The organism is Thermosynechococcus sp. HY596 (assembly GCF_030518715.1).
Classification (GTDB): domain Bacteria; phylum Cyanobacteriota; class Cyanobacteriia; order Thermosynechococcales; family Thermosynechococcaceae; genus Thermosynechococcus.
In genome coordinates this window covers 1,771,947-1,794,945 of sequence record NZ_CP130346.1, presented here as the reverse complement: position 1 = coordinate 1,794,945, position 22,999 = coordinate 1,771,947, and the positions used below count along the sequence as shown (strand labels likewise).

General features: G+C 53.5%; 23 protein-coding genes. 11 read left to right on the top strand and 12 right to left on the bottom strand.

Annotated elements, in window-relative coordinates; translation table 11 throughout:
• Positions 1-357: 357 nt before the first annotated feature.
• Both hisA and QYC28_RS08860 read left to right on the top strand, forming a co-directional pair.
• Positions 358-1,131: a 1-(5-phosphoribosyl)-5-[(5-phosphoribosylamino)methylideneamino]imidazole-4-carboxamide isomerase gene (gene hisA, locus QYC28_RS08865; protein WP_286625407.1), complete on the top strand. Its 774-nt coding sequence runs from the start codon at positions 358-360 to the stop codon at positions 1,129-1,131.
• 38 nt (positions 1,132-1,169) lie between these two features.
• Positions 1,170-2,981, top strand: coding sequence for an ABC transporter ATP-binding protein (locus QYC28_RS08860; RefSeq protein ID WP_302679332.1), 1,812 nt, complete (start codon positions 1,170-1,172; stop codon positions 2,979-2,981).
• On the opposite strand, the gene ppk1 is transcribed toward QYC28_RS08860, so the two are convergent.
• A complete protein-coding gene (gene ppk1 / locus QYC28_RS08855; RefSeq protein ID WP_302680065.1) occupies positions 2,978-5,176 on the bottom strand; it encodes a polyphosphate kinase 1 in 2,199 nt (732 codons plus the stop codon). The two genes, QYC28_RS08860 and ppk1, sit on opposite strands and share 4 nt — an antisense overlap.
• A 132-nt stretch (positions 5,177-5,308) precedes the next feature.
• On the opposite strand from ppk1, the gene lysS reads away from it, so the two are divergent.
• The 3 genes from lysS to QYC28_RS08840 all read left to right on the top strand — a co-directional run bounded on the left by lysS (position 5,309) and on the right by QYC28_RS08840 (position 8,022).
• Positions 5,309-6,829: a lysine--tRNA ligase gene (gene lysS, locus QYC28_RS08850; RefSeq protein ID WP_149820070.1), complete on the top strand. Its 1,521-nt coding sequence runs from the start codon at positions 5,309-5,311 to the stop codon at positions 6,827-6,829.
• Between the two features lie 76 nt (positions 6,830-6,905).
• Positions 6,906-7,187 (top strand): ATP-dependent Clp protease adapter ClpS, encoded by a 282-nt coding sequence (clpS, locus tag QYC28_RS08845; RefSeq protein ID WP_297049288.1) that lies wholly within the window; start codon positions 6,906-6,908, stop codon positions 7,185-7,187.
• A gap of 28 nt (positions 7,188-7,215) precedes the next feature.
• Positions 7,216-8,022 carry a CPBP family intramembrane glutamic endopeptidase gene (locus QYC28_RS08840; protein ID WP_302679331.1) on the top strand — a complete coding sequence of 269 codons (807 nt, stop codon included), beginning with the start codon at positions 7,216-7,218 and terminating at the stop codon, positions 8,020-8,022.
• Here the strand turns inward: QYC28_RS08840 and QYC28_RS08835 are convergent.
• The 5 genes from QYC28_RS08835 to QYC28_RS08815 form a co-directional block, all read right to left on the bottom strand.
• Positions 7,994-9,322 (bottom strand): 16S rRNA (cytosine(967)-C(5))-methyltransferase, encoded by a 1,329-nt coding sequence (locus QYC28_RS08835; RefSeq protein ID WP_302679330.1) that lies wholly within the window; start codon positions 9,320-9,322, stop codon positions 7,994-7,996. The two genes, QYC28_RS08840 and QYC28_RS08835, sit on opposite strands and share 29 nt — an antisense overlap.
• Positions 9,313-9,771: a DUF3531 family protein gene (locus QYC28_RS08830; protein ID WP_302679329.1), complete on the bottom strand. Its 459-nt coding sequence runs from the start codon at positions 9,769-9,771 to the stop codon at positions 9,313-9,315. Before QYC28_RS08830 ends, QYC28_RS08835 begins: the two co-directional genes overlap by 10 nt.
• A complete protein-coding gene (locus QYC28_RS08825; RefSeq protein ID WP_149820060.1) occupies positions 9,768-10,328 on the bottom strand; it encodes a glutathione S-transferase family protein in 561 nt (186 codons plus the stop codon). Before QYC28_RS08825 ends, QYC28_RS08830 begins: the two co-directional genes overlap by 4 nt.
• Before the next feature lie 93 nt (positions 10,329-10,421).
• Complete coding sequence (gene bioD, locus QYC28_RS08820; RefSeq protein WP_302679328.1) at positions 10,422-11,057, bottom strand: dethiobiotin synthase; 636 nt, start codon at positions 11,055-11,057, stop codon at positions 10,422-10,424.
• A gap of 100 nt (positions 11,058-11,157) precedes the next feature.
• Positions 11,158-11,799, bottom strand: a complete 642-nt coding sequence (locus tag QYC28_RS08815) for an L-threonylcarbamoyladenylate synthase (RefSeq protein WP_302679327.1) — start codon at positions 11,797-11,799, stop codon at positions 11,158-11,160.
• 183 nt (positions 11,800-11,982) lie between these two features.
• Between QYC28_RS08815 and QYC28_RS08810 the strand changes: the two genes are divergently transcribed.
• The 6 genes from QYC28_RS08810 to QYC28_RS08785 are packed head-to-tail and all read left to right on the top strand — an operon-like array spanning position 11,983 to position 17,622.
• Positions 11,983-12,966, top strand: coding sequence for an alpha-ketoacid dehydrogenase subunit beta (locus tag QYC28_RS08810; protein ID WP_149821777.1), 984 nt, complete (start codon positions 11,983-11,985; stop codon positions 12,964-12,966).
• A 2-nt stretch (positions 12,967-12,968) separates the two neighbouring features.
• Positions 12,969-14,399, top strand: coding sequence for a protein translocase subunit SecD (gene secD / locus QYC28_RS08805; protein ID WP_149820054.1), 1,431 nt, complete (start codon positions 12,969-12,971; stop codon positions 14,397-14,399).
• Positions 14,396-15,349 (top strand): protein translocase subunit SecF, encoded by a 954-nt coding sequence (gene secF, locus QYC28_RS08800; RefSeq protein WP_149820052.1) that lies wholly within the window; start codon positions 14,396-14,398, stop codon positions 15,347-15,349. The genes secD and secF overlap by 4 nt, the downstream gene beginning before the upstream one ends.
• A gap of 6 nt (positions 15,350-15,355) precedes the next feature.
• Positions 15,356-16,042 (top strand): phosphate ABC transporter permease, encoded by a 687-nt coding sequence (locus QYC28_RS08795; RefSeq protein ID WP_149820050.1) that lies wholly within the window; start codon positions 15,356-15,358, stop codon positions 16,040-16,042.
• Positions 16,043-16,087: 45 nt separating this feature from the next.
• Positions 16,088-16,810 carry a DUF3120 domain-containing protein gene (locus QYC28_RS08790; protein ID WP_286625395.1) on the top strand — a complete coding sequence of 241 codons (723 nt, stop codon included), beginning with the start codon at positions 16,088-16,090 and terminating at the stop codon, positions 16,808-16,810.
• A 44-nt stretch (positions 16,811-16,854) separates the two neighbouring features.
• Positions 16,855-17,622 carry an E3 ubiquitin ligase family protein gene (locus QYC28_RS08785; RefSeq protein WP_149820048.1) on the top strand — a complete coding sequence of 256 codons (768 nt, stop codon included), beginning with the start codon at positions 16,855-16,857 and terminating at the stop codon, positions 17,620-17,622.
• Positions 17,623-17,629: 7 nt separating this feature from the next.
• Here the strand turns inward: QYC28_RS08785 and QYC28_RS08780 are convergent, their stop codons facing one another.
• From QYC28_RS08780 to QYC28_RS08755, 6 genes are all read right to left on the bottom strand, one after another.
• Positions 17,630-17,956, bottom strand: coding sequence for a hypothetical protein (locus tag QYC28_RS08780; protein WP_149820046.1), 327 nt, complete (start codon positions 17,954-17,956; stop codon positions 17,630-17,632).
• 144 nt (positions 17,957-18,100) lie between these two features.
• Complete coding sequence (gene psaM, locus QYC28_RS08775; RefSeq protein ID WP_011056052.1) at positions 18,101-18,196, bottom strand: photosystem I reaction center subunit XII; 96 nt, start codon at positions 18,194-18,196, stop codon at positions 18,101-18,103.
• A gap of 105 nt (positions 18,197-18,301) precedes the next feature.
• The gene (locus tag QYC28_RS08770) at positions 18,302-18,892 is read right to left on the bottom strand and encodes a PepSY domain-containing protein (RefSeq protein WP_149820044.1); all 591 of its coding nucleotides are present in this window, start codon (positions 18,890-18,892) and stop codon (positions 18,302-18,304) included.
• Entirely contained in the window at positions 18,889-20,046 is a 1,158-nt protein-coding gene (locus tag QYC28_RS08765; RefSeq protein ID WP_149820042.1) for a HAMP domain-containing sensor histidine kinase, read from the bottom strand. Before QYC28_RS08765 ends, QYC28_RS08770 begins: the two co-directional genes overlap by 4 nt.
• Entirely contained in the window at positions 20,047-20,496 is a 450-nt protein-coding gene (locus QYC28_RS08760) for a hypothetical protein (RefSeq protein ID WP_149820040.1), read from the bottom strand.
• Positions 20,497-20,613: 117 nt separating this feature from the next.
• Positions 20,614-22,971, bottom strand: coding sequence for a GH116 family glycosyl hydrolase (locus tag QYC28_RS08755; protein WP_302679326.1), 2,358 nt, complete (start codon positions 22,969-22,971; stop codon positions 20,614-20,616).
• Between the last annotated feature and the right edge of the window lie 28 nt (positions 22,972-22,999).

The window sequence follows — 22,999 nt, the reverse complement described above, 5'->3', positions numbered from 1 at the left end:
CCTTGTACCCCAAGCAAATCCTTTGTTTGTTAGCTTACCTTGACTGGTGAGTAGCACTCAAATTCCCAAGGCTCGAGGAAATGCAGCCTGAATTTTCTGTCCGCCTATGAAAGTTTCCCCACCTGCTGCGCGAGGATATGGGGGACATGTTCAAACGGAATCCTATTAAATCTGTTGCATAATCACGCGATCGCCACAGGAATTTAGACAGGGCGCGGCCTTCGATGGGTGGCTCTTGTCAATTCAGGAACGGAGGGGACTATGTTAGCAATCCTCCGATGCGCTTCACCCCTTGTGACTGCTAGGATGGGAGTTGCGCTCAAATTTTCAATTTTTCAATAAGGATTTCTGACGCCAATGGATGTTATCCCCGCCATTGATTTACTTGACGGCAAATGTGTGCGCCTAGTGCAAGGGGACTATGGTAAGGTCAAGGTTTTTCATGATGATCCTCTAAAAGTTGCCCTCTACTGGCAGCGGTTGGGTGCTCCCCGCTTGCATGTCGTTGACCTAGATGCAGCCAAAACGGGCGAACCGCGAAATTATGATCTGATTGCCAAGATCGTCGCCTCCCTTGAAATTCCTGTGCAGGTGGGGGGTGGCTTGCGATCGCGCCAAGCAGTGGCTGATCTCTTTCTCCAAGGCGTCAATCGTGCCATTTTGGGTACCGTGGCTCTTGAGGATCCAGAGCTAGTGGCCAGTTTGGCCACAGAATACCCCGGACGCATTTGGGTAGGGCTGGATGCTCGCGATGGCTATGTGGCAACGCGGGGCTGGCTAGACACCTCAACGATCTTGGCCACCGATCTTGCCCAAAAAATGGCAGCAATGGGGGTAGCAGGGTTTGTTTATACCGACATTCAGCGGGATGGCACCCTCCAAGGGCCGAATATTCCAGCCCTGCGGCAGTTATTGGCGGCAACTGATCGCCCGGTCATTGCATCGGGTGGCGTGGGTTCCCTCACGGATATTCTCAGTCTCTTTGCCCTCAGTCCCCAAGGGTTATCGGGGGCGATCGTCGGTAAGGCACTTTATACCAAAGCAGTGGATTTGCGGGAAGCGGTTCGGGCGGTCGGTCAAGGTCGCTGGCAAGATATTCCGCCAGATTTGGGAAGCACGACTTGGGCATAAGTAGCCTAAGATCAAGGCGTTGTTACCTCTAAAACGGAATGTTAAAGCACCCTGCACTGCGCTCCCTTGGCAAAATTTGGCGACTATTGGATCGGGGCGATCGCTGGCAACTGGCAGGCATTGGTGTCTTGATGCTCATTGGCAGTATTTGGGAAGCCTTGGGGGTAGGCTTGGTGCTACCCTTTATTGCTGTCGTCGAAAAACCGGAACGCTTAAACGCCCTCCTATTTTGGCGAGAGGTTCCTCTAACCCCTGCAGAGCAATCCCAGTGGCTATTGATCCTCAGTGCTGCCCTAGGGCTTTTATATGTGGGCAAGAACCTGTTTATTGCCTTGAGCACCTATCTTCAGTTGGAGTTTCTGAACAGTAAGTACCGCAAGTTCTCAAGTTTATTATTGCAATCCTATCTCTACAAACCCTACACATTTCACCTGCAAAACAATACTGCTAAACTAATCCAGAATGTAAATACTGAAATAAATAATGTTTTTAATTTGTATCTCCTGCCTTTATTGGTTATTTTTTCTGAATCTCTAATTGTTTTTGCCATATTTTCAGTCATTATTTGGAGTAACCCTCTCATCTCAATCTTGGTTATTGCTCTAATCTCAACCCTATCCTTGCTTTTCTTTCAAGCCTTTCGCCATAAGCTCAAGGAAGTGGGTCAACGTCGCATTGATTATGCTCAAAAATCGATCCAAAGTATTAGTGAGAGTTTGGGCGGCATCAAAGAAGCGAAAGTCCTAGGTCGCGAGCAGCAATTCCTGAAGACCTATGCTGAAAACATGATTGAAGACCGCAAAGCAAACTTAGTTTTGCAGTTTATTCAGCAGTTACCCCGTGCTTATTTTGAAACATTAGCTGTTCTCACAATTATTCTTATTGTTATCCTCAACTTGCTTCAGCGGGGCAACGTGGCACAAGTTCTGCCGCTAATTTCTCTGTTTGCAGCTGCAGCGTTTCGTCTGTTGCCATCGGCAACTCGCTTAACCAACAACCTTAACTCCGTTATTTACTATTCTGCTTCTGTCGATTTGTTGTATGACGATCTTTTAGAAGCCAGAATGTTGCAGGCTCCCTCTACCTCTGCTGCTGCAGCAGCACCAATTTTTCAGGATCGCCTCGAACTGATTGATCTGCACTACACCTATCCCAATGCCCCTCGGCCAGCCCTCTGTGGGGTTTCTCTCACAATTAAACAGGGGGAAATGGTTGGCTTTGTTGGAGCCTCAGGGGCAGGGAAAACCACAATTGTCGATTTGATTTTGGGACTCCTAGAACCTTCTCAAGGGGATATTCGGGTGGATGGTGAGAGCATTTACCACAACCTACCGCAGTGGCAACGGCAGATTGGCTATATTCCCCAAACCATTTATCTTTCCGATGACACGCTGCGCCACAACATTGCCTTTGGCTTACCGGCAGAGGCCATTGATGAAACCGCCCTGTGGGCTGCGGTAGAGGCAGCTCAGTTAGCCACCTTTGTCCATACCCTGCCAAAAGGCCTAGACACTGTTGTCGGTGAACGGGGGGTGCGCCTTTCGGGAGGACAGCGCCAGCGAATTGGCATTGCCCGCGCCCTTTACCACAACCCCTCAGTGCTCATTATGGATGAAGCAACAGCGGCTCTTGACAATCAAACGGAAGCGGGAGTGATGGATGCCATTCAAGCCCTCAGTGGTGCAAAAACCATTATTATGATTGCCCACCGCCTCAGCACTGTCATGGCGTGCGATCGCCTGTACCTAATGGCCAATGGCCAAGTGGCGGCTGTCGGGAGCTACCAAGAACTCCTGCAAAACAGTCCAGACTTTCGAGCCATGGCGCAAGGGTATGCAGGCGCTAACTAGCGGCTCGCTTCTACTTCCTTGAGGGTACGTGCCATTAAAACACTGTGGGTACCGCGTTCGGGTTCACCGGGGGCTGGCTGTCGTTGCTGGTAGGTGCCATCGGGTTGCAGCTCCCACGCTTGGCGATTGTCTGCCAACATAATTTCAAGCAGCTCTTTGAGTTCCAGTTGAATGGTTGGATCTTGAATGGGGGTAATGGCTTCTACGCGGCGGTCTAAGTTGCGCGATCGCCAGTCGGCACTGCCAATGTAGTACTCTGGCTCGCCATTGTTGCCAAAGTAAAAAATCCGTGAGTGCTCCAAAAAGCGGCCAATGATACTAATCACCCGAATGCGATCGCTCACCCCCGGTACCCCCGGTCGTAGACAGCACATGCCACGAATGATCAGATCAATTTCTACCCCTGCTTGGGACGCCTCATAGAGGGCACGAATCACCTGCGTATCCGTAATTGCATTCATCTTGGCAATAATCCGCCCCGGTTGACCATTGCGGGCGTGTTCAATCTCACGGTAAATCAATTGCAGCGTGCGATCGCGCATTGTGACCGGGGCAACGAGAAGCTGGCGATAATCCCGTTGGCGGGAATAGCCCGTGAGCACATTAAAGAGTTCCGAGAGATCCGCTCCTAACTCGTCACGGCAGGAAAACAGCCCCAAGTCCTCATAGAGGCCAGCAGTTTTGGGATTGTAATTGCCTGTGCCAATGTGGACATAGCGACGAATTTGCCCCGCCTCTTGGCGCACAACCAAAACCGTTTTTGTGTGAGTCTTTAGACCCGGTACGCCATAGACCACGTGGACGCCCACTTTTTCCAGCTTCCGTGCCCAGAGGATATTGTTCTCCTCGTCAAAGCGCGCCTTCAGTTCCACCAAAACCGCCACCTGTTTGCCATTCTCTGCGGCTTTAATCAGGGCACTGACAATCGGCGAGTCACCCGATGTGCGATAGAGGGTCATCTTAATCGCCAGTACCTGGGGATCATGGGCCGCCAAGGTAATAAAGCGCTGTACTGTTGCTGCAAAGGAATGGTAGGGATGGTGAACGATAATATCCCCCTCGCGAATGAGACTGAAGAGTTCGTTGGCCACGGCTTCCCAATAGTCAGTGCCGAGGGTGGTAATTTCGCTGCTGGTGTCAAACATCGATTCCCGTTCCTCTACCCGCTGGAAACTGGAGGGAACTTGGGGTTGCCACTCCGGATCCTTGAACTGGGGCAAGGGCAATCCCATAAAGGCAAACAAATCATTCAAGCACAACAGACCATCGAGTTCATAGACATCAATCTCCTCGAGATCCATCTCTTCCATCAGGGTTTGCCTCAGAAGCGGTGGAATGCCCCGCTGCACCTCTAGACGCACCACAGAGCCGAAGCGCCGTTTACGAATTTCCTGCTCAATGGCAATCAGTAAATCATCCGCCTTGTCCGTTTCTAGTTCGAGGTCAGCACTACGGGTAATGCGAAAGGCAAAGTAGGCCTGAATCTCCATCCCCGGAAAGAGGGCACTGAGGTTGTGGGCAATAATTTCTTCGAGGGGAACGCCTAGCCAATGGGCACCTTGGGGCGAGTGCAAATGTTGGGGCAGGGCAACAAAGCGCGGAAACCGATTCGGTACCTTTACCCGTGCCAGTCGCTCTTGGCCAGATTCGGGATCACGGATCAGAACCGCAAGGTTGAGGCTGAGGCTAGAAATGTAGGGAAAGGGGTGCGCCGGATCGACTGCTAAGGGGGTGAGCACCGGAAAAACTTGCGCTTGGAAGTAGTCGTTGAGGTAGGCCTGCTGCTCAGGGGTCAACTCATTAAAGCGGGTGAGAAAAATCGCTTCCTTGGCCAAGAGAGCACGCAATTCTTGGTCGAAATAGCGGTGTTGCTCAGTAACGATTGGTAGCAGATATTGCCGCACTGCTTGTAATTGCTCCGCTGGGGGCATGCCATCGGCTCCCCCTTGAACAATGCCACTTTCCACTTGCTGCTTCAAGCCCGCCACCCGCACCATGAAAAATTCATCTAAGTTGGAACTGAAAATGGCCATAAATTTCAGCCGCTCTAGGAGCGGTGTGCGGGGGTCATAGGCCTCGTGGAGTACCCGCTTATTAAATTCCAGCCAACTGAGGGAGCGGTTGAAGTAGTACTGCGGATCATGCAGATCAATGGGTTCGGGAGTTTTACGGCGAGGGGACTTCGCGGGGGGCATGGCCGTTTGTTCTTGTTCATTGGTCACACTAACTTCCACTGTAATCGATTCCCCTTTAGCAGCGTTGGTACCGATTCCAGAGCGTACAATGAGAAGGTTAAGGTTTGCTAATCGTGGAGAGTTTCTACCAATATGGCCGACGTGGGGGCAACGGGAGCCGAAATTCGGGCAACACGGATTGAGAAAGCCAAAACACTGCAAGCACAGGGCATGAACCCCTATGCCTATCGTTGGGAGCGCACCCATACTGCAGCAGTTCTGCAAGAAAAATATGCTCACTTGGCCGCTGGCGAAGCGGTGGGCGATCGCGTCAGTGTCGCCGGTCGGATTATGGCGCGGCGCGTCTTTGGCAAGCTGGCCTTTTTTACACTTCAGGACGACAGCGGCACAATTCAGCTTTACCTCGATAAGCAAACCATTAGCCAAGGCATGGGGGAAGCCGCCTTTGCCGATTTGAAACACCTGACGGATGTCGGCGATATCCTTGGCGCTGTGGGCACCCTCAAGCGCACAGAAAAGGGTGAACTCTCGGTTGTGGTGGAATCCTACACCATGCTCACGAAGTCATTGTTGCCCCTGCCGGATAAATGGCACGGCCTCACGGATGTCGAAAAACGCTATCGCCAGCGCTATGTGGATCTCATCGTCAACCCCCACGTCCGCGATACCTTCCGCAAGCGAGCACTGATTACTGCCGCCATTCGTCGCTACCTCAATGAGCAGGGCTTTATTGAAATTGAAACACCGGTGCTACAGACGGAAGCCGGGGGAGCCGAGGCGCGTCCTTTCATTACCTATCACAACACGCTGGAGATGCAGCTTTATTTGCGCATTGCCACAGAACTGCACCTGAAGCGCCTGATTGTCGGTGGCTTTGAGAAGGTCTATGAACTGGGGCGCATCTTTCGCAATGAGGGCATCTCAACCAAGCACAACCCTGAATTTACGTCCATTGAGGTCTATCAGGCCTACGCCGACTACAACGATATGATGACGCTGACGGAGGCAATCATCACCACAGCAGCGATGGAGGTGTTGGGTACGCTCAAGATGACTTATCAAGGGGAAACGATTGATCTGACGCCCCCATGGCGACGGGTGACCATGCACGATGCAGTGTTGCAAGCCACTGGGATTGATTTTCGCCAATTGTGCGATCTAGCAGCGGCGAAGAAAGCAGCCCAAAAAGCAGGGGTAAAAGACTTAGACGCCTGTGACACGATTGGCCGAGTGCTTAACGAAGTGTTTGAGCAGACTGTTGAACCGACATTGATTCAACCCACCTTTGTTCTTGACTATCCTGTGGAGATTTCCCCCTTGGCCAAGCCCCACCGCAGCCAACCGGGACTGGTGGAGCGATTTGAATTATTTATCGTTGGTCGCGAACACGCCAATAGTTTTTCGGAGTTAACGGATCCATTGGATCAACGGCAACGCTTGGAGGAACAGGCACGGCGCAAAGCGGCTGGGGATTTGGAGGCCCACAGTGTTGATGAAGATTTCCTCACAGCTCTAGAGCATGGAATGCCACCCACAGGAGGCCTAGGGATTGGTATTGACCGCTTGGTGATGTTGCTGACGGATTCGCCCAGTATTCGTGATGTGATTGCTTTCCCGCTGTTGCGTCCGGAATCGGCAAGTGGTCAAGTTTGATTGGTTTGCTAAGATCTTAAGCATATTTGCTGAATTCCTGATACTGAATGTCCACTGAATGGAGGCATGGCCAACAATGTCAGTGCAAACCATTGAAAAACCAGCAACCGTTCGCAAGTTGGCGCCCCGCTATCGTGTGCTCCTTCACAATGACAATGTCAATTCCATGGAGTATGTGGTGGAGGTATTGCTGAAGACGGTGCCGAGCCTCACCCAACCCCAAGCCGTGGATATCATGATGGAGGCGCACATGACGGGGGTGGCCTTGGTGATCACCTGTGCCCTTGAGCATGCTGAATTTTATTGTGAAGGCCTGAAAATGGCAGGGCTGACGAGTACCATTGAACCCGCTGAATAAGCCACTTTTCGCTCAGTTTTGGCGGCAAATGATCCGCCGACCCTTCTGGATTCGCATTTTTAGTTTTGCCCTAACGCTGGTGCTGCTGTGGCTGCCCATCGGCCTGAGTATCTATTTTCTTTGGGGTAAGGGCGGTGGTGCCAGCTTTGTCAATATGGGGCTGTTGTACCTCATCTTTATTCTCCTGCTGCGAGTCTGGGGACGGCGGGTACACCAACAGCGATCGCCCCTAGTGTTTTATGGCCTTAAGGGGGGGTGGAACTTTGGGCGGGATGCCCTGCTGGGCTGGCTGGCGGGGGTGTTTTTGGTTGCCCTGCTATTTCTCATCGAAGGACTCTTGGGCTGGGTAAGCTGGCAGGGGCTACCGGATCGCTTTGGGCTGCTGCTGTTGGATGGCGTCCTCACCGGTGTTGCTGTGGGCTTTGCTGAGGAATTGTTGTTTCGTGGCTGGCTGTTGCAGGAGCTAGAGCTAGAGTACCAACCATGGTTTGCCTTGGTGCTCAATGGCCTGATCTTTGCCGCGTTGCACTATCTGCATCCCTTAGAGGTCATTTTGGCCACATGGCCGCAGTTTTTCGGCTTGGCACTGTTGGGCTGGATTCTTGGCTTGAGTAAATGGATCTTTAGCGGACGATTGGGCTTTCCCATGGGACTCCACGGTGGCTTGGTCTGGGCTTATTTTGGTGTCAACGTGGGCAAATTGGTGAGCTATACGGGGGTAGCGCCAGAGTGGCTAACCGGCATCAATGGCAACCCGATCGCTGGCCTGATGGGGGTAGGTATTTTAATTTTGGTGGCTTTGGGGCTTAGCTACCGCGTCGCAACCGCACCATAAAAAAGCCATCCATATCGTGCCGTTGCGGCCAGACGGTGATCCAGCCTGCGGGAGCTGCTTTTAGGGGAAAGTCTGCGGGGGGTGGTTCAATGTACCACTGGGGATGGTGAGCCAGAAAGTGCTGAATCTGGGCTTCATTTTCGGCTGGCTCTAGACTACAGGTGGCATAGACAAGCAGACCTTGGGGTTTCACCCACTGGCAAACATTGGCTAAGAGTTGAGCTTGCAGGGGCACTAGTTCAGCCAAGCGTGTTCTCAGGGGTTGCCAGCGGCTATCGGCATGGCGGTGGAGGGTACCTGTACCGGAGCAGGGCACATCTAAAAGAACGCGATCGCCCATCGCTGCAAAATCCCCTGCTGTTGAACTATCAAGGGTGTGAATTTCAATACTCTTCAGGCCGAGGCGATTGCGATTTTGCGCCAACTTCCGCAGGCGACTGGGGGTGCGATCGCAGGCAATGACGCGGCCTTGATCGGCCATCAACTCAGCAATATGCGTGGTTTTGCCCCCCGGTGCTGCACAGGCATCAATGACAACCTCACCGGGCTGCGGAGCCAGCAAATGACTGACCCACTGCGCTGCCCGATCCTGAACCGACCAGTGACCTTCAACATAGCCGGGGAGTGCCGGCATAGCTTGGCCACAGTGGGGCAGGACGAGTCCTTGGGGCAAGTCGGGAATCGGTTTCAGGCTATAACCTGCTGCCTCAAAGTCAGCAATCAGTTGGTTAGTCGTTGTCCGCAATGGATTGAGGCGTAGATCGAGGCGAGGGGGTTGATTAAACCACTGACAGAGGGCAATGCATTCCTCTTGTCCTAAACGCTCCAACCAAGATGCAATCAGCTCATCGGGAAAGCTATAGCGACACCCCAGTTGGGAGACCAAGGGCAGGGGAGCAATGAGAGCCTCAAGGGGATCGGTCGTGGAGCGGCTGTAACGGCGCAAGACCCCATTCACCAGTTTGGCAAAGCCGCCTAAACCCATCTCTTTGACCAGTTCAACACTGGTGTCCACGGCAGCATGGGGGGGAACGCGATCCAGATAGCGCAGTTGGTAGAGGCCAAGGCGCAACACTAACTGTACCTTCAAGGGCGGCAGTTGCTGACAAAACCCCTGAACAAGGGTATCTAGGGTGCGCTGTTGGCGGATAGTCCCATAGACCAGTTCAGTGATCAGGGCGCGATCGCCTTCCTTGAGAGACCGCTGCTGCAACACCTGATGAAGTGCCACATCGGCATAGGCTCCCTTGGCCACCCGTTCTAGGGCATCGAGGGCAAGACGCCGCGCATTTAGTTCCACGCCGATTGTTCAATCATTTCCCGCTGTTCACTGGTGGCGATCGGCCATTCGGGGTTGTCACCGCCAATCACGAGCGTTTTTAAGGGCACATAGTCCTCACTAAATTGACTGAGGGCATTAATCAAAACATCCAAGGCTAAAGCGTCACTAGTGCCCAAGTCAAACCAGCAGCGTGCCCAGCGATCGTTGTATTCAAACTCGCCCATATTGTGCATCACGGCCATCATCGAACTGTCAGCTTGGGCGCGATCGTACTCTAGGTAACTGAGGTCTAACCCCGTTTCCTGGACTTGCAGATTCTCAGCGTTGAATCCCCCCAGCTTCCCGAGGAAAAACCACGAGTTAAAGACTTCCTCAAGGTACTGCTGCTCAACGGATGAAGGCGGTGCGGCAAATTCCACCCAAATCCATAAATCAAAGGGATCGACCTCACGAAAGATGACATTCATGCGCCAACTCCCATTAAGCCCTTCTGGAATGCGGGTCGTTGTTGGAGACGTGCCACATAATTTGCCACCGCAGGATAGGGACTCAAATCCACTTGAAAAAGCATCTGTAGATAGGCCAGCACTGACCCGAGGGCAACATCGGCAACGGAAAAGTGATTGCCAAGAATGTAGGACTGCCCCATGAGGGCGGTCTCAATGCCTTTGAGGAGTCGCGGCAGCTGGCGATCGCGCGTTTCAGGCGGAAACATTGCCTGTGTCAAGGTGGAATTGGCAAACAGCACCCACTGATAAACTTGGGCAGCGGCAGCCGCATCCTTGGGTAATTCACCGTGGACTTGGGCAAGATAGAGCAAAATGGCTCCCGATTCCCAGAGCACGATATCGCCATCAACAATCACGGGCACTTTACCCATGGGGTTGAGTTTGAGAAAGTCGGGCTGATGTTGCTCCCCGGCTTGTAGATCCATCAGCACAAATTCATAGGGAATTCCCAATTCTTCTAAATACCAGCGAACAATACTGGCGCGGGATTTAGCACCACCATAGAGCTTTAGCATAGGTCAGTTCAGCGATCTGTTGTGTCAATTAATCTAAGTCACTTTTATTATGCGCTTTGATCGGCCGCAAAATGATTTCTTGCCTCACAGTCCTCAACGCCAAAGCAGATGCAGCGGCCATTCGGCGACCATTTCCGCCAACTCCTCATTGGAGTGTTGACCACAGGGCAGCACCCCCAGCACGGGCACTTGGGTAAAACGGCTGAGAAATTCTGGTGGTGTCCACTGTGCAATATCCGTGTCGCTACAGGGGGTGACACAGTTGAGAATCAGACCGCGAATGTCCAGCTTGTACTGCCGTGCAAGGGCAATATTGGCCACAATTTGGGCGATCGCCCCCAAGCGCACCGTTGCCACCAAGACAATGGGTAACTTCCAAGCGGCTGCCAAGTCCGCCACCGTCCACTCCCAAGTCATGGGCGACCCTAGACCGCCAATCCCTTCCACTAAAAGGTAATCAAACCGCTCCTGAAGCTGCTGGTAAGTCTGCCACACAGGGGCTAGATCAATCGTGCGCTGCTCCAACTCAGCGGCAATGGGAGGCGCAAGGGGCGCTGCAAAACTGAGGGGACACACTTCACTGGCGGTTTGTTGCAGGGGCAGAGTTTGGCAGTAGTAGTCACCGTCTCCAATTTCGACCGCAGTACCGCTCTGCATTGGTTTGAGAATGCCCCAACGTTCTTGGGGACGATAGCGATGGGCGTAAGACCACAGTGCCCGCGTGATCATCGTTTTGCCCACACCGGTATCCACACCCGTAATCAGTAGGGACTGGCAATGCTGAGAAATCGTGACTCCCCCCTAACGCGAAAATGCTCAATCATTATATCTATTTCATTAAATGTGACGGCAAAATAATGTTGGGCAATATTGGTCGCAAGTCATCCACAGACACAGGGCCAAAGTTCATAATGGTTGGGTATTCAAGGGTGAAGTCCACGAGGGTTCCCCGCCGTCCATAGGCACAGCGCCCCCCATCCACAATCAGCGGCACTTGCTCGCCATAGTATTTTTGGGCGTCCTCAAAGCTGACAATGAGTTCCGTCCCCACTTTCACCGTTGCTGCCACCAAAAAGAAGGGCAAGGCACCCACGAGATCGTAGATAAAGCGATCGGGACAAGCGAGATAGACACAATCAAAACCCTGCATAATTTGTGGGTCTAGGTGGGGCTTGCCCTTGACAATCATAGTGACGGGGTAGGGAAAGTGAGCCAGCATGGTTTTTGCCTCTTGGGAGAGGTCTGCCACTTCAGCCGCGCGATCGCCCCGGGTGAGAATGGCTAAGGGCTGTTCCGTACTAAAGTGCTTGAGACGACGCAGCTTTGCGATCGCCCTTGGACTCGTGCCGTTGACGACAAAGCTATAGACCGTGGCCATGGGCAGAATAATGACATGATCCTGCTGCAAGTGGGTTTGAATGGTTTGAAAGCTGCGAGTATCAGCGGGGAGCGATCGCGCCAAGGTGGTCATGTTTGGTACTCCGAAAATCATTAGGCGGTAAATGTGCCCTTGATCTCTAGTCTATGCTCAATAGGTTTTAGGGGGAGTTGAGAATAGATTGCGTTTAATGATGAGTCTGATAAGCATGATCGCAAGCGGTGCAGTTTCAACTACCCTAGGAAATAGTCCTTAATGAGTGTATGCCGCGCAACCATGGCCGAGACCTTCATGTTTAATGCCCTTCGTGCTGCCATTGATGAAGAAATGGAGCGTGACCCCACAGTGTTTGTGCTGGGGGAAGATGTGGGACATTATGGCGGCTCCTACAAAGTCACCAAAGACCTCTACAAAAAGTATGGTGAACTGCGTCTATTGGATACCCCCATTGCTGAAAATAGCTTTACCGGCATGGCGATCGGGGCAGCAATGACCGGCTTGCGTCCCATTGTCGAGGGCATGAATATGGGCTTTTTGCTCTTGGCCTTCAATCAAATCGCCAACAATGCTGGCATGCTGCGCTACACCTCTGGCGGCAACTTCAAAATCCCGATTGTGATTCGCGGTCCCGGCGGTGTTGGCCGGCAATTGGGGGCAGAGCACTCGCAACGTCTTGAAGCCTACTTTCAAGCAGTCCCCGGATTAAAAATTGTTGCCTGCTCAACCCCCTACAACGCCAAGGGCTTGCTCAAATCGGCGATTCGCGATCCCAACCCAGTGCTGTTCTTTGAGCATGTGCTCCTGTACAACCTCAAGGAAGACCTCCCCGAAGAGGAATACCTGCTGCCCCTCAATAAAGCTGAGATAGTCCGCAGTGGCGAAGATGTTACCATTTTGACCTACTCGCGGATGCGCCACCATGTGCTGCAAGCGGTGAAAACCCTTGAAAAAGAGGGCTACGACCCCGAAGTGATTGACCTGATTTCCCTAAAGCCTTTGGACTTTGAGACAATTGGTGCCTCGATTCGCAAAACCCATCGCGTGGTGATTGTCGAAGAGTGTATGAAGACGGGGGGCATTGGTGCTGAACTCTCAGCCTCGATCATGGAACGCTACTTTGACGAGCTGGATGCCCCTGTGATCCGCCTTTCCTCCCAAGATATTCCCACCCCCTACAACGGTACCCTAGAGAATCTCACAATTGTGCAACCGCCCCAAATTATAGCGGCCGTGCAGAAGCTGGTGCAGGGACAGGTTTAACCATGGGAAAATATCGCGGCTGGCTGATTGCCATTTTGGTGTTGCTGATGGCCGCCACGTGGGTCATTGTGCGCACACCGGCTCGACTGGGCTTAGATCTGCGGGGGGGTGCCCAACTGACGTTGCAGGTGCAAACAACGGATAAGGTGCCCCAAATTACGCCCCAAGTGCTGGCGGCAGTGCAAGGGGTGGTGCAACGGCGGATTGATGGCTTGGGTGTTGCCGAAGCTGTGGTGCAAACTGCTGGGGATGACAAGCTCTTGGTGCAATTGCCGGGGGTCACCGATCCTCAGCAGGCGGAACGGATTCTCAAGGGGACGGCACAACTGCTCTTTGCCGCCCAGAAGCCGGGCACAGAGGCTCAATTGCAAATTGAGCGGCAACTTCAGTCGCAACTGCTCTTGGAACAGGCGCAACTCTTAGCGGAGCAGGCTCAAAATGCCAATCATCCTGATGCCCTGAAGGAGATTGAGGCAAAGCTGGCCAAAAACCGTGAATCCCTTGAAAAAAGCCAGCAGGCGATCGCCCGCCTCTTCACGCCCTCGGATTTGACAGGCGCAATGCTCAGGGAAGCCTTTGCCAGTCCCGTCGCTCCGGGATCCCCGAACTGGAGTGTGATTGTCCGTTTTGACAGCCAAGGGGCTGAACTTTTTGCCCAACTGACCAAGGAGATTGCTGGCACGGGGCGCAGTCTGGGGATTTTTCTTGACGATCGCCTGATTAGTGCGCCAACGGTGGCGGTGGAATATGCAGAAACAGGGATTGTTGGCGGCAGTGCAGAGATTTCCGGTGGCTTCACTGCCCAAACTGCCAATGATTTAGCCATTCAGTTACAAGGGGGGGCGCTGCCCGTTCCCCTCGAGGTGGTGGAAAACCGCACGGTGGGGGCTTCGCTGGGTCAAGATAGCATTCGCGATAGCCTCTATGCCGGTTTGGCGGGCTTGGTGCTGGTGCTGATCTTTATGGTGGCCTACTACCGCCTGCCGGGATTGATTGCCGACATTGCCCTGATTCTCTACGCCATCTTTACCTATGCAGCGTTTCTGCTGTTTGGGGTGACGCTGACACTGCCGGGGATTGCGGGCTTTATTCTCAGTATTGGTATGGCGGTGGATGCCAATGTGCTGATTTTTGAGCGCACCCGCGAGGAGTTACGGGCAGGCAAAACCCTCTACCGTTCCGTTGAATCGGGGTTCGATCGCGCCTTTGCCAGCATTCTCGATAGCAATGTCACCACCTTGATTGCCTGTGCTGCCCTCTTTGCCTTGGGGACAGGGTTTGTGCGCGGTTTTGCTGTGACCCTTGCCATCGGCATTGGCATTAGTATGTTTACGGCTCTCACCTGTAGTCGCACGTTCTTGTTTTACGCCATTAGCATTCCCAGTCTACGTAAGCCCAATTGGTTCTGTCCAAAACTGGAGAGCTTTCGATGAGCTTTAGTGTCAATCGCCAGCGATCGCTCTGGTGGGGTTTATCCCTAGTAGTCATTCTCAGTGGCCTTGTGGCAATGGCCATCTCTTGGGTATCCCTAGGAAGTCCCCTGCGCTTGGGCTTGGATTTTATCGGTGGCACACGGCTGCAATTTGAACTGGCCTGTAGCGCTATGCAGACCTGTTCTCAGCCGATTGATATTGATGTGGTGCGTCAAGTGCTTAATCAGCAAGGCCTAGGCAACAGCAGTCTGCAAATTATTGATCAGTACGGGGTGAGTATTCGGACGGTACCCCTCGATGTGGATCAGCGCACTCGCCTCAGTGCTGCCCTCACGCAGAAAATTGGTGACTTTGACCCCCAGAAAACGCAGATTGAGACCGTTGGCCCTACCCTTGGCGAAGAAATCCTGCGATCGGGGTTGCTGGCGCTCTTGGTGTCGTTTATTGGCATTACGATCTATCTCACGCTGCGTTTTCAGTTTGACTACGCCTGTTTTGCCCTTGTCGCCCTTGTCCACGATGTGTTGGTGACCACGGGGGTGTTTGCCATTTTGGGACTCGTGGCAGGGGTGGAAATTGACAGTCTCTTCATTGTGGCGCTGCTCACCATCATTGGCTTTTCTGTGAACGATACGGTGGTCATCTACGATCGCGTGCGAGAAACCCTGAAGCTCTACCCTGATCTCGGCATTAAAGAGGTGGTGGATCAGGCAGTGGTGCAAACCCTTGGCCGCTCGATTAATACCACCCTAACGACCCTGCTGCCATTGATTACCATCTTCATCTTTGGCGGCGACACGCTGCGCTACTTTGCCCTAGCGCTGATCATTGGTTTCACGACGGGAGCCTACTCCAGTATTTTTATTGCCAGTACCCTCCTTGCTTGGTGGCGCGATCGCCAGCCGCCTCGTCCCGCCACGAATACACTGGAGACAACGCCTACGCCCTAACTGGTTGTGCTCATTCCCCTCACCCAAGAAAAAGTCCGTCAATTGGTGCCACTGGTGGCCACGGGTTCCCAGTATCGCTATGTTTGGGGCAAACTTCAGGACTTTCTACGACGCTTAACCTTCTCTGTGGTAGCGGTGGCCATTGTTGCTTTTGGTTTGAATTTTTTAGGGGATAGCACCCAACTGGTTTTGGGTCTGATTGCAGGTCTCTATTGGCTCTGGGCACCGGCAGTGTTGGCCTCATTTCGCAATCGTCGCCATCGGCGGTTTCCCTATGGGGGTTTTTGGCGCGGGCGCGTCTTGGATGTCTATGTCACCGAAGAATTGGTGGGCAAAGAGGAGACGGTGAACGACAAGGGGCAACTGGTGATTATCGAGAACCGTGAACGCTGCTTGAATCTGGAGATTGGTGATAAAACCGGCTTTGAAACCAGAGTGCAGGCCAAGTTACTGCGTCAACATCGAGGGATTCGCCCCGGCGATGCAGCGGAAATGCTGGTTCTCTCCCGTCGTCCTGATCTGGCAGAGATTGAACTGATTTCTGAAGTTTTCCTGCCCCGCCATCGCCTCTGGATTGGCACCTACCCCATTTTGCAGCGGGATGCCTTTATTGATCTATCAGAAACACTGCGGCGCAAAGCGCGTTCAAAAGCCCCTCGGCGATCGCCCCGACCACGACGTTCCAGCCTGTGATACCTTAAAGGAAAGAAATAAAAGTTAACAATTCCTGATATTCCCTTGACTGCTCTTACGTCCCCCTCGGTTTTTCCTGCGCTGCGCCTTGGCTCACGTCTGGCTTGGTTCCTTTTTGGCTTTGCTGCCTTCTTGGTGTCGGTTCCCGTGTTTATTGAAGCGCCCCTCGTGCGGACACAGCCTTGGCTGAGTTTGGCTCTGACGCCGCTGCTTCTAGGCCTCAGTTTCTATCTCCAGCGTCAATCCCACTGCCGCTATTGGGGGGAGATGCTCTATGGATTTAGCTGGTGCTGGGGGGCAGGGTCGCTCTACTGGGGGTGGTTGCGCTGGGAACCCCTGTGGCATTTGCCCATTGAGGCGCTCCCCATTCCGCTCATGCTCTGGCACCTACGGCAGCGGCAGCAACTGGTGGGAGTGTTCTTTTTTTTGGGGTCTTTTCTGGGCACGGCCATCACCGATGCCTACTTTTACCTCATTGATGTGATTCCCCATTGGCGTGCGATTATGTACCTCGAAGGAGATTTGATCTCCGTTCAGGAGATGCTGGGGCAGGCGATCGCCCAAGCCCAAACCTTTAGTGGCCAGGTGTGGGGGGTTCTCTTGAGCCTGAGTTTACTCCTCATTGGTCTATTGCCCCTCTTTGAATCTCAGATTCGCCGTGGCTATCCCGCTGTCTTGCCCGTGTGGGGATTTATGGGCGCTGTCTTAAGTACACTCGTTGTTGATGGTCTCTTTGGCCTCACCATTGGTTTATTATCCTTGAGTTAAGACAGTTCTCTCTAAAACCATCAGAGAGGAATTGAGCGCCAGTCATGGGGGTTATTGCTCACCTTTGCTTAACGGGGTCGGCCTTTCTCTTTGCCCTTGAGGGCTATTATCGGCTGAAGTTAAAGGCAATGAAGGTGGCCAACCCTAGCTCTATTCGTGAGTTACAGCAATGCCAGCAACAGGTGGCTCAGGAAATCGGTAGCGGCAGTTGGCGCGAGTACGTGCAGGTGGTTGGCCAAGTCACCACGTCTCAACCCTTGCTCTCGGAAGTGAAGCGTATTCCCTGTGTTTATTACAAAACAATCATCAGCCGTGAGTATGAAAAAGAGGGGAGCGATCGCCACAATCGTCGAGAACGCCAGTCGGAAATTATTGGCCGCCATGAGCAGTCAACCCTATTTTTTCTGCGAGATCATCAGGGGGAAATTGAGGTAAACCCCCTCGGCGCTGAGATTGAAGCACTGCAGGTCTTAGACGAACTGCGGCCTGCGGATAAACCCCATTCCTTTGCCTTCTCCTTGGGGTTCTTGTCATTGAATTGGCGGTTTGGTAGCACGACGACGCTGGGTTATCGCTATCAGGAGTGGGTGCTGCCCTTGGGGCAACCTGTTTCAGTGGTGGGCATGGCCTCGGATCAGGGGGGGATACTCCGCCTGCAAAAGCCACAAAAGCGGGGACAAAAATTCATCATTTCCTTGAGTGTTGAGGATCAACTTAGCCAGCAGTACAAGCGGCAAAAACGGAAAATGACCTATGCGTCCCTCAGTGCTGCCCTCTGTGGTGTCTGTGGTTTAGTCTTGGCCTTGTTTTAGGCTGGGCTTAGTCCGGTTCTTGCTTGGGGTTTTTAGGTTGTACCCAGATGATCCGCCGCTGATTGGCAGCAATTAAATTGGCCTCCTCTTGGGCAATGCGCTGCCGTGCTTGGGGTTGGCGATCGCGCTCCTGTTCCAGTTGCAATTCCTTAACTCGTGCCTCCAGCTGCGCCACTTCTGCTTCGAGGGCATGGAGCTTTTGCAGTTGACTGAGTTGATAGGGCACCAGCTTGGCGATCGCCCCTAGGGCAAAGGCGAGCAGGATCAGATTCACTGCAATTTTGGCACCCGCTTCCCAAGCGATCGCAGGAATTTTTCGAGGAGAGTGAACCATGACTAAACCATGAACGGCGAGTTGTCTATCAGTATAAAAAGAAAAAAGCAGCCCCCCTGTCTTAGCAACAACATCGGGAACCGCCTGATAAATTTTAGTTTGGAGAAATGACGTTATGCAGCCAGTTAGCGATAACAGGTGCAACTACTTGTACAACTCAGTGGACAGCCGAAATGCCAACACCGCAGGCAGCAGCGCAATCACAAGGGCAACGTAAACTTGGGTATCGGTCAGCGCCATGAACAACTCCTTTGTGGAATAACAGTCGCGATCAAGTGCTGTATTTATTACTCCATAGGCGCTTACCTTTGGCAACGCCTGCTCATAGTTTGTAACATTTCGCAGCTAGGTCTCCGGGGTCACCCTAGGACGCCAGTGGGGCAGCCGTCGCAGGAGAGTCAGCATCGAGAGTCCCGTGGCCAGAAGTGTCAGCAAACTCAGACCCACCAAAAGAACATAGAAGGGACGCCCCACCTCGCCCCAATAGGTTCCCTGATGCAGGCTCAGGAAAATCGCCGCCTGTTCTTTGGAGAGGCCAAACCAGTTGCGGCCAAGGCGATAGGCCATTCCCGTCGTGGCACTCACGAGCAAGGGCAATGCTGCAATGGCAGCCAAAAGATGATGCAGCCGCCGTGCTGACCACTGCGCCGGCAGCGATCGCCCCCACAGGAGACCCAAACCCGTGGCAATGATTCCCAGCAAGCCTAAACCAATGACCAACACATAGAGCGGCACGCCCCATTCCCCCAGATAGCGGCCTTCATGAAGGGTCATCATCGCCCGCCCAAAGTCTTTAGATAGCCCAAACCAACTGCGTCCAAGACGATGGGCGATTCCCGTTGTGGCGGAGATCAATAGGGGTAGGGCAAAGATCGCCACGAGGAATTGATGCCCCTGACTGCTGATTTTGGCAAGACGCTGTTTCAGAGCACTCATCGTTCCACCTTCATTGGCAAGGGAATTGTCAACGTAAAGGCCGTACCGCGATCGCCCTCGTAGGGACTGGTGACCCGCAGACTGAGACCATAGGGACGCAGCAGATCTTGAGCAATTGCTAAGCCAAGGCCACTGCCCTCAATCCCACTGTCGGCTTGAATCCCGCGGTAGCCCCGTTCAAAGAGGCGCGGCTGCACCTCCAGAGGAATTCCACAGCCGGTATCCCAAACCGTTAACTCTAAACCTGCAGCTGTGGGGGTCAAGTGCAGACCAATCGTGCCGCCTTTGGGGGTGTACTTAAAGGCATTGTCTAGCAGATTCCCCACCACCTCCGGCAGCACCCGTTCCTCTAGCCAGATCGGGGGGAGTTGGGGTGGCATTTCGACCACAAAGGTTTTGCCTTCCATTTCCGCACGGGCTTGGGCGGCGGTGATCAGCGGCGAGAGGGTTTCAACTAGATCGAGGGGTTTACCCGCAAGGGGTAGGGGCTGGCTGCCCGTGAGGACGGGAATATCGTTGCCCTGTTGGCGATAGTCCTCCAACAATGCCATGAGCCGCTCTGTTTCCTTGGCAATGCCTTCGGCGAGGGGGCGCCCCTGGTGATCGGGTTCCAACCGTTTGAGCAGGAGCTTGACAAAGGTGCGAATGGCGGCCACGGGATTGCGCAGTTGATGGAGCAGGTCATCAAAGCGCTGTTGCTGCTGATCCAGTGTGCTAGCAGGGGAGTGGCTGAGCCATTGTTGCCGTTGATCCAAGACGCAGGCGATCGCCAGTGTTTGCGCCACCTGTTGCAATTGTGCCTGCTCTGCCGCCAGCCAAGGACGGTGTTGCCGCTGCGCCACCAGTACCCCCAAGACCCAATTTTGGTACATCAGGGGCAGGATCAGTTGATTGGCCAAGGACGAGACGACCTGTTGAGGGCGATGGCTTAACGGGGTCTCTGCTGCTTGCGTTGGCGGTGGTAGGGTTGGGGGAAACGGTAAGCTCAGGGGGGGTGCCGCCTCTGGATAGACAGCAACGGGAGACCATGAGGGGGAGTCGTTGAGGGTTTCACTCAGATAGACCGCCAGTGAAGAGGCACCCAAGCTGTTAACAACGAGTTCTAATTGGGTACGACAGAGGGCAGCAAATTCTTCACTGGCTGGCCAGAGCATCTAGGCAGTAACCCCGGAGTGACTCGACGATTGTGGAAGCAGCGCTTGAAAATCACCACTCCCCTTTGTATATTCTTCCAGCAATTGCTTTTCAATGGGAAGCAGGTTGGGATCCGGGTCAGCCTCCTGTTCTTTGAGGGTTTCTTCAATGAGTCCCATCTGCTCCTCTGCTTCAGCAAGGGCACTGAGCAGTTCTTCATTGATGGGGGCATTGCCGTTTTGACTCACGAGCAACTGGTAGCGATCGCGCAGGTCGTTGAGTTCCCGCTGCAGGGCTTCTTTTTCAGCAACGAGTTGCTCACTCATCTGCTTGTAATATTTGAAGGCCATCAAAAAGGGGACGAGCTTTTCCCGCAGCGTCATGTGGTCAATATCGAGTTTGGTATAGCGTTCTGCCAGTTGGCTATAGGCTTGGCACAGACGTAGGTAACGTTGGCTGAGGTTATCCATAGGTTATCTAAAGAAGTGGCTGTTGACGCGCTACCCACTATCATAGACGGGCAGCCCATTGGTCACCATTGTCGCGGCTTCACAAATTGAAACAATGTAAAATAGATTACAAAATTTTTAGGTGGATCGTGATCCCTGACTGACGAGAGCCAGTGCCCAGATAGCCATGGGGCGTAGATACATACAGGCACGGAAGGTACCATTGGCCGTAATCGCCTCCGGTGTACGAAATTGCAGACCATTCTCGTAGATTTGCCGTACCACCACCTCGGCTAAGCGCCATGCTTCGTGGGTCATTCCCCGCTGCCACAAAAAGGCGGCCAAGCCAAAGTTAATCCCTGTCCAGACTTCAAGGGGATGGGTAGCGTGGGGGTTTTCGGGTTGACCATTGGGCAAAAGACCATTGGCGGCACCCAACTGGCCATTGTGAAATTCGAGAAAACAGGTGTCGTAAATTTTCCGCAGGGCGCGATCGCAACAGTCTGGGGGCACAATATCCGCCAAACCCAAGAGTTGGGCATAGAACTGACCACACAGTTGATCCGCCATGATCACATCGGAACCACTGCCGGTATCAAGACGGTAGTACTCGCCATTCCACAGCAGTTGATGGTAGCGGGGGCGAGCTTGCTTGAGCCACTGGCGGTAGGTCTCCACCTGCGGTTGTTGGAGAATCGTGCCGAGGGCGATCGCTGCCTCGAGGGCTGCCAACCACAAGCCACCACAGTAGGCACTGACCCCCTGTAGCTTCCAGTCATCGTAGGTTTGATCCGGGGCACCGCCATTTTCTGGCAGGCCATCGCCATCGTGGTCAAATTGTTTCAAATAGGCCAAGGCGGCCACCACAGCCGGCCAGCACTCACGGGCAAAGTCGAGATCCGTCTGCCCAGTAAACAAAAAGTCGCGATAGACCAAAAGGACAAAGTCAGAAGCTAAATCCTTCCAAAGATTGCAGTCCTGATAAGCAGTGTAGTTCGTCCTTTCCCAAGGATGCTCATTGGGCGCACCGAGATCGTGGGGCACGGCATTGGCCAGTTTACGAGGCGCTTTGTAGGCGGTTTCGGGGTCACCGCGATAGAAGTAGCCAATGATTCTCCGGGTGGGATCAGCGGTGGGAATCGCCCGCGCAAAGGCACGCATTACGGATTTTTCCAGTTCTGGCCACAGTTGCAGCAGGGCAAAGGAGCCATAGAGCCGCACATCCAGACTTTCATACCAGCGGTAGTCAAGGCATTCTAGAACGGCGAACTGCCCCACGGGGTCGCGATCGCTGGCGGTACTCCAAAGCGTTCCACCACTACTGAGGACGTATAGCTCACTACACAGTGCCATCTTGAACCAGTCGGGCCAATCGGGGTGGGTGAGAATTGGCGCTTGCCAAGTGCGAATCTGCTGTTGCCATTCCTTGTAATGCTCTAGGCCACGGGCGGCAAGGGTGATAGCATTGGTGCCACTGCGATCGCAAAAATCCGTGTAGCGACGGTAATAGATCACGCCCTTGCCAAACTCAGTCACAGGAAAGTCCCACGCCAAGACCACGGGAATTTGTTTTGTTTCCCTAGGTGCCAAGGCAAAGCGCACCGCAAAGGCGGCGGCCACCTGTTCTCCCGCTGCCGCTGGGGTTGGATCATTGACAATTGGTAGGGAACCATCCCCCGAAAATGATTGCCACAGTTGTGCCCCATCCCCCTCTGGCTGCCAGCGACTACAGCCAAAAAACTCACCAAGGCCTGTGGGAACCAATGCTGCCCATTCACCATCGCCTTCTTGGGGTGGGTTCGGGTGGGGCGTACGGCGCAGTCGCCAACCTTGGTAGAACTCTGTTTGAATCAGTTCATTAAAATTGCCGTCACTTTGACCCCAAGGGGGCGTGTAGGTATAGACGGGGCTGCCATCATCGCGGATTTCAATGGCAGAGGAAGGGGTGGTATTGCGAAACCAACCGACGGTATTTTGCCATGAAAACATCAAGCTGAGGGTGAGGGGCTGATCCGTGGGATTGCTAAACGTCCACAGAAACACCGCCACGGGGTAACTGGTTTCTTGGTAGTTGTGGGGCAGAATCGGTGAAAACTGTTCGCAGGTGATCTGGGCGCTAAAGACCCCCTCATAGACAAACCAACTGCGGGGATAGCGGGCAGCGTAGATACCTTTGCCAGCCGGATACCATTGCCAAGTGCTGAGGCGGCCATCGTTAGGGGGAGTCCCTAGGGCGTAGGCTTGGGTTTGCTCTCCCCGCTCAAAAAGACTAAATTGACAGGCGGGCAGGGTGCCAAAGAGGTGCTCACCGCCATCAAGGTGCCAAAGGTTAAAGTCCCCGGCCGAGGAACGACCAATACAGCCCGCGCCAAAGCCACCAAGGGGCATGCCATGCCAAGGGCCATCGTCTAAATTGCTGGCATAGCGAACGCGATAGGGATTTTCCCAGCCTTGGGCGATCGCCCGTGTCCAGGTACAGTTGGCAAATTCAATCACACCACTTTCCGAAGACGCGCCTGATCCA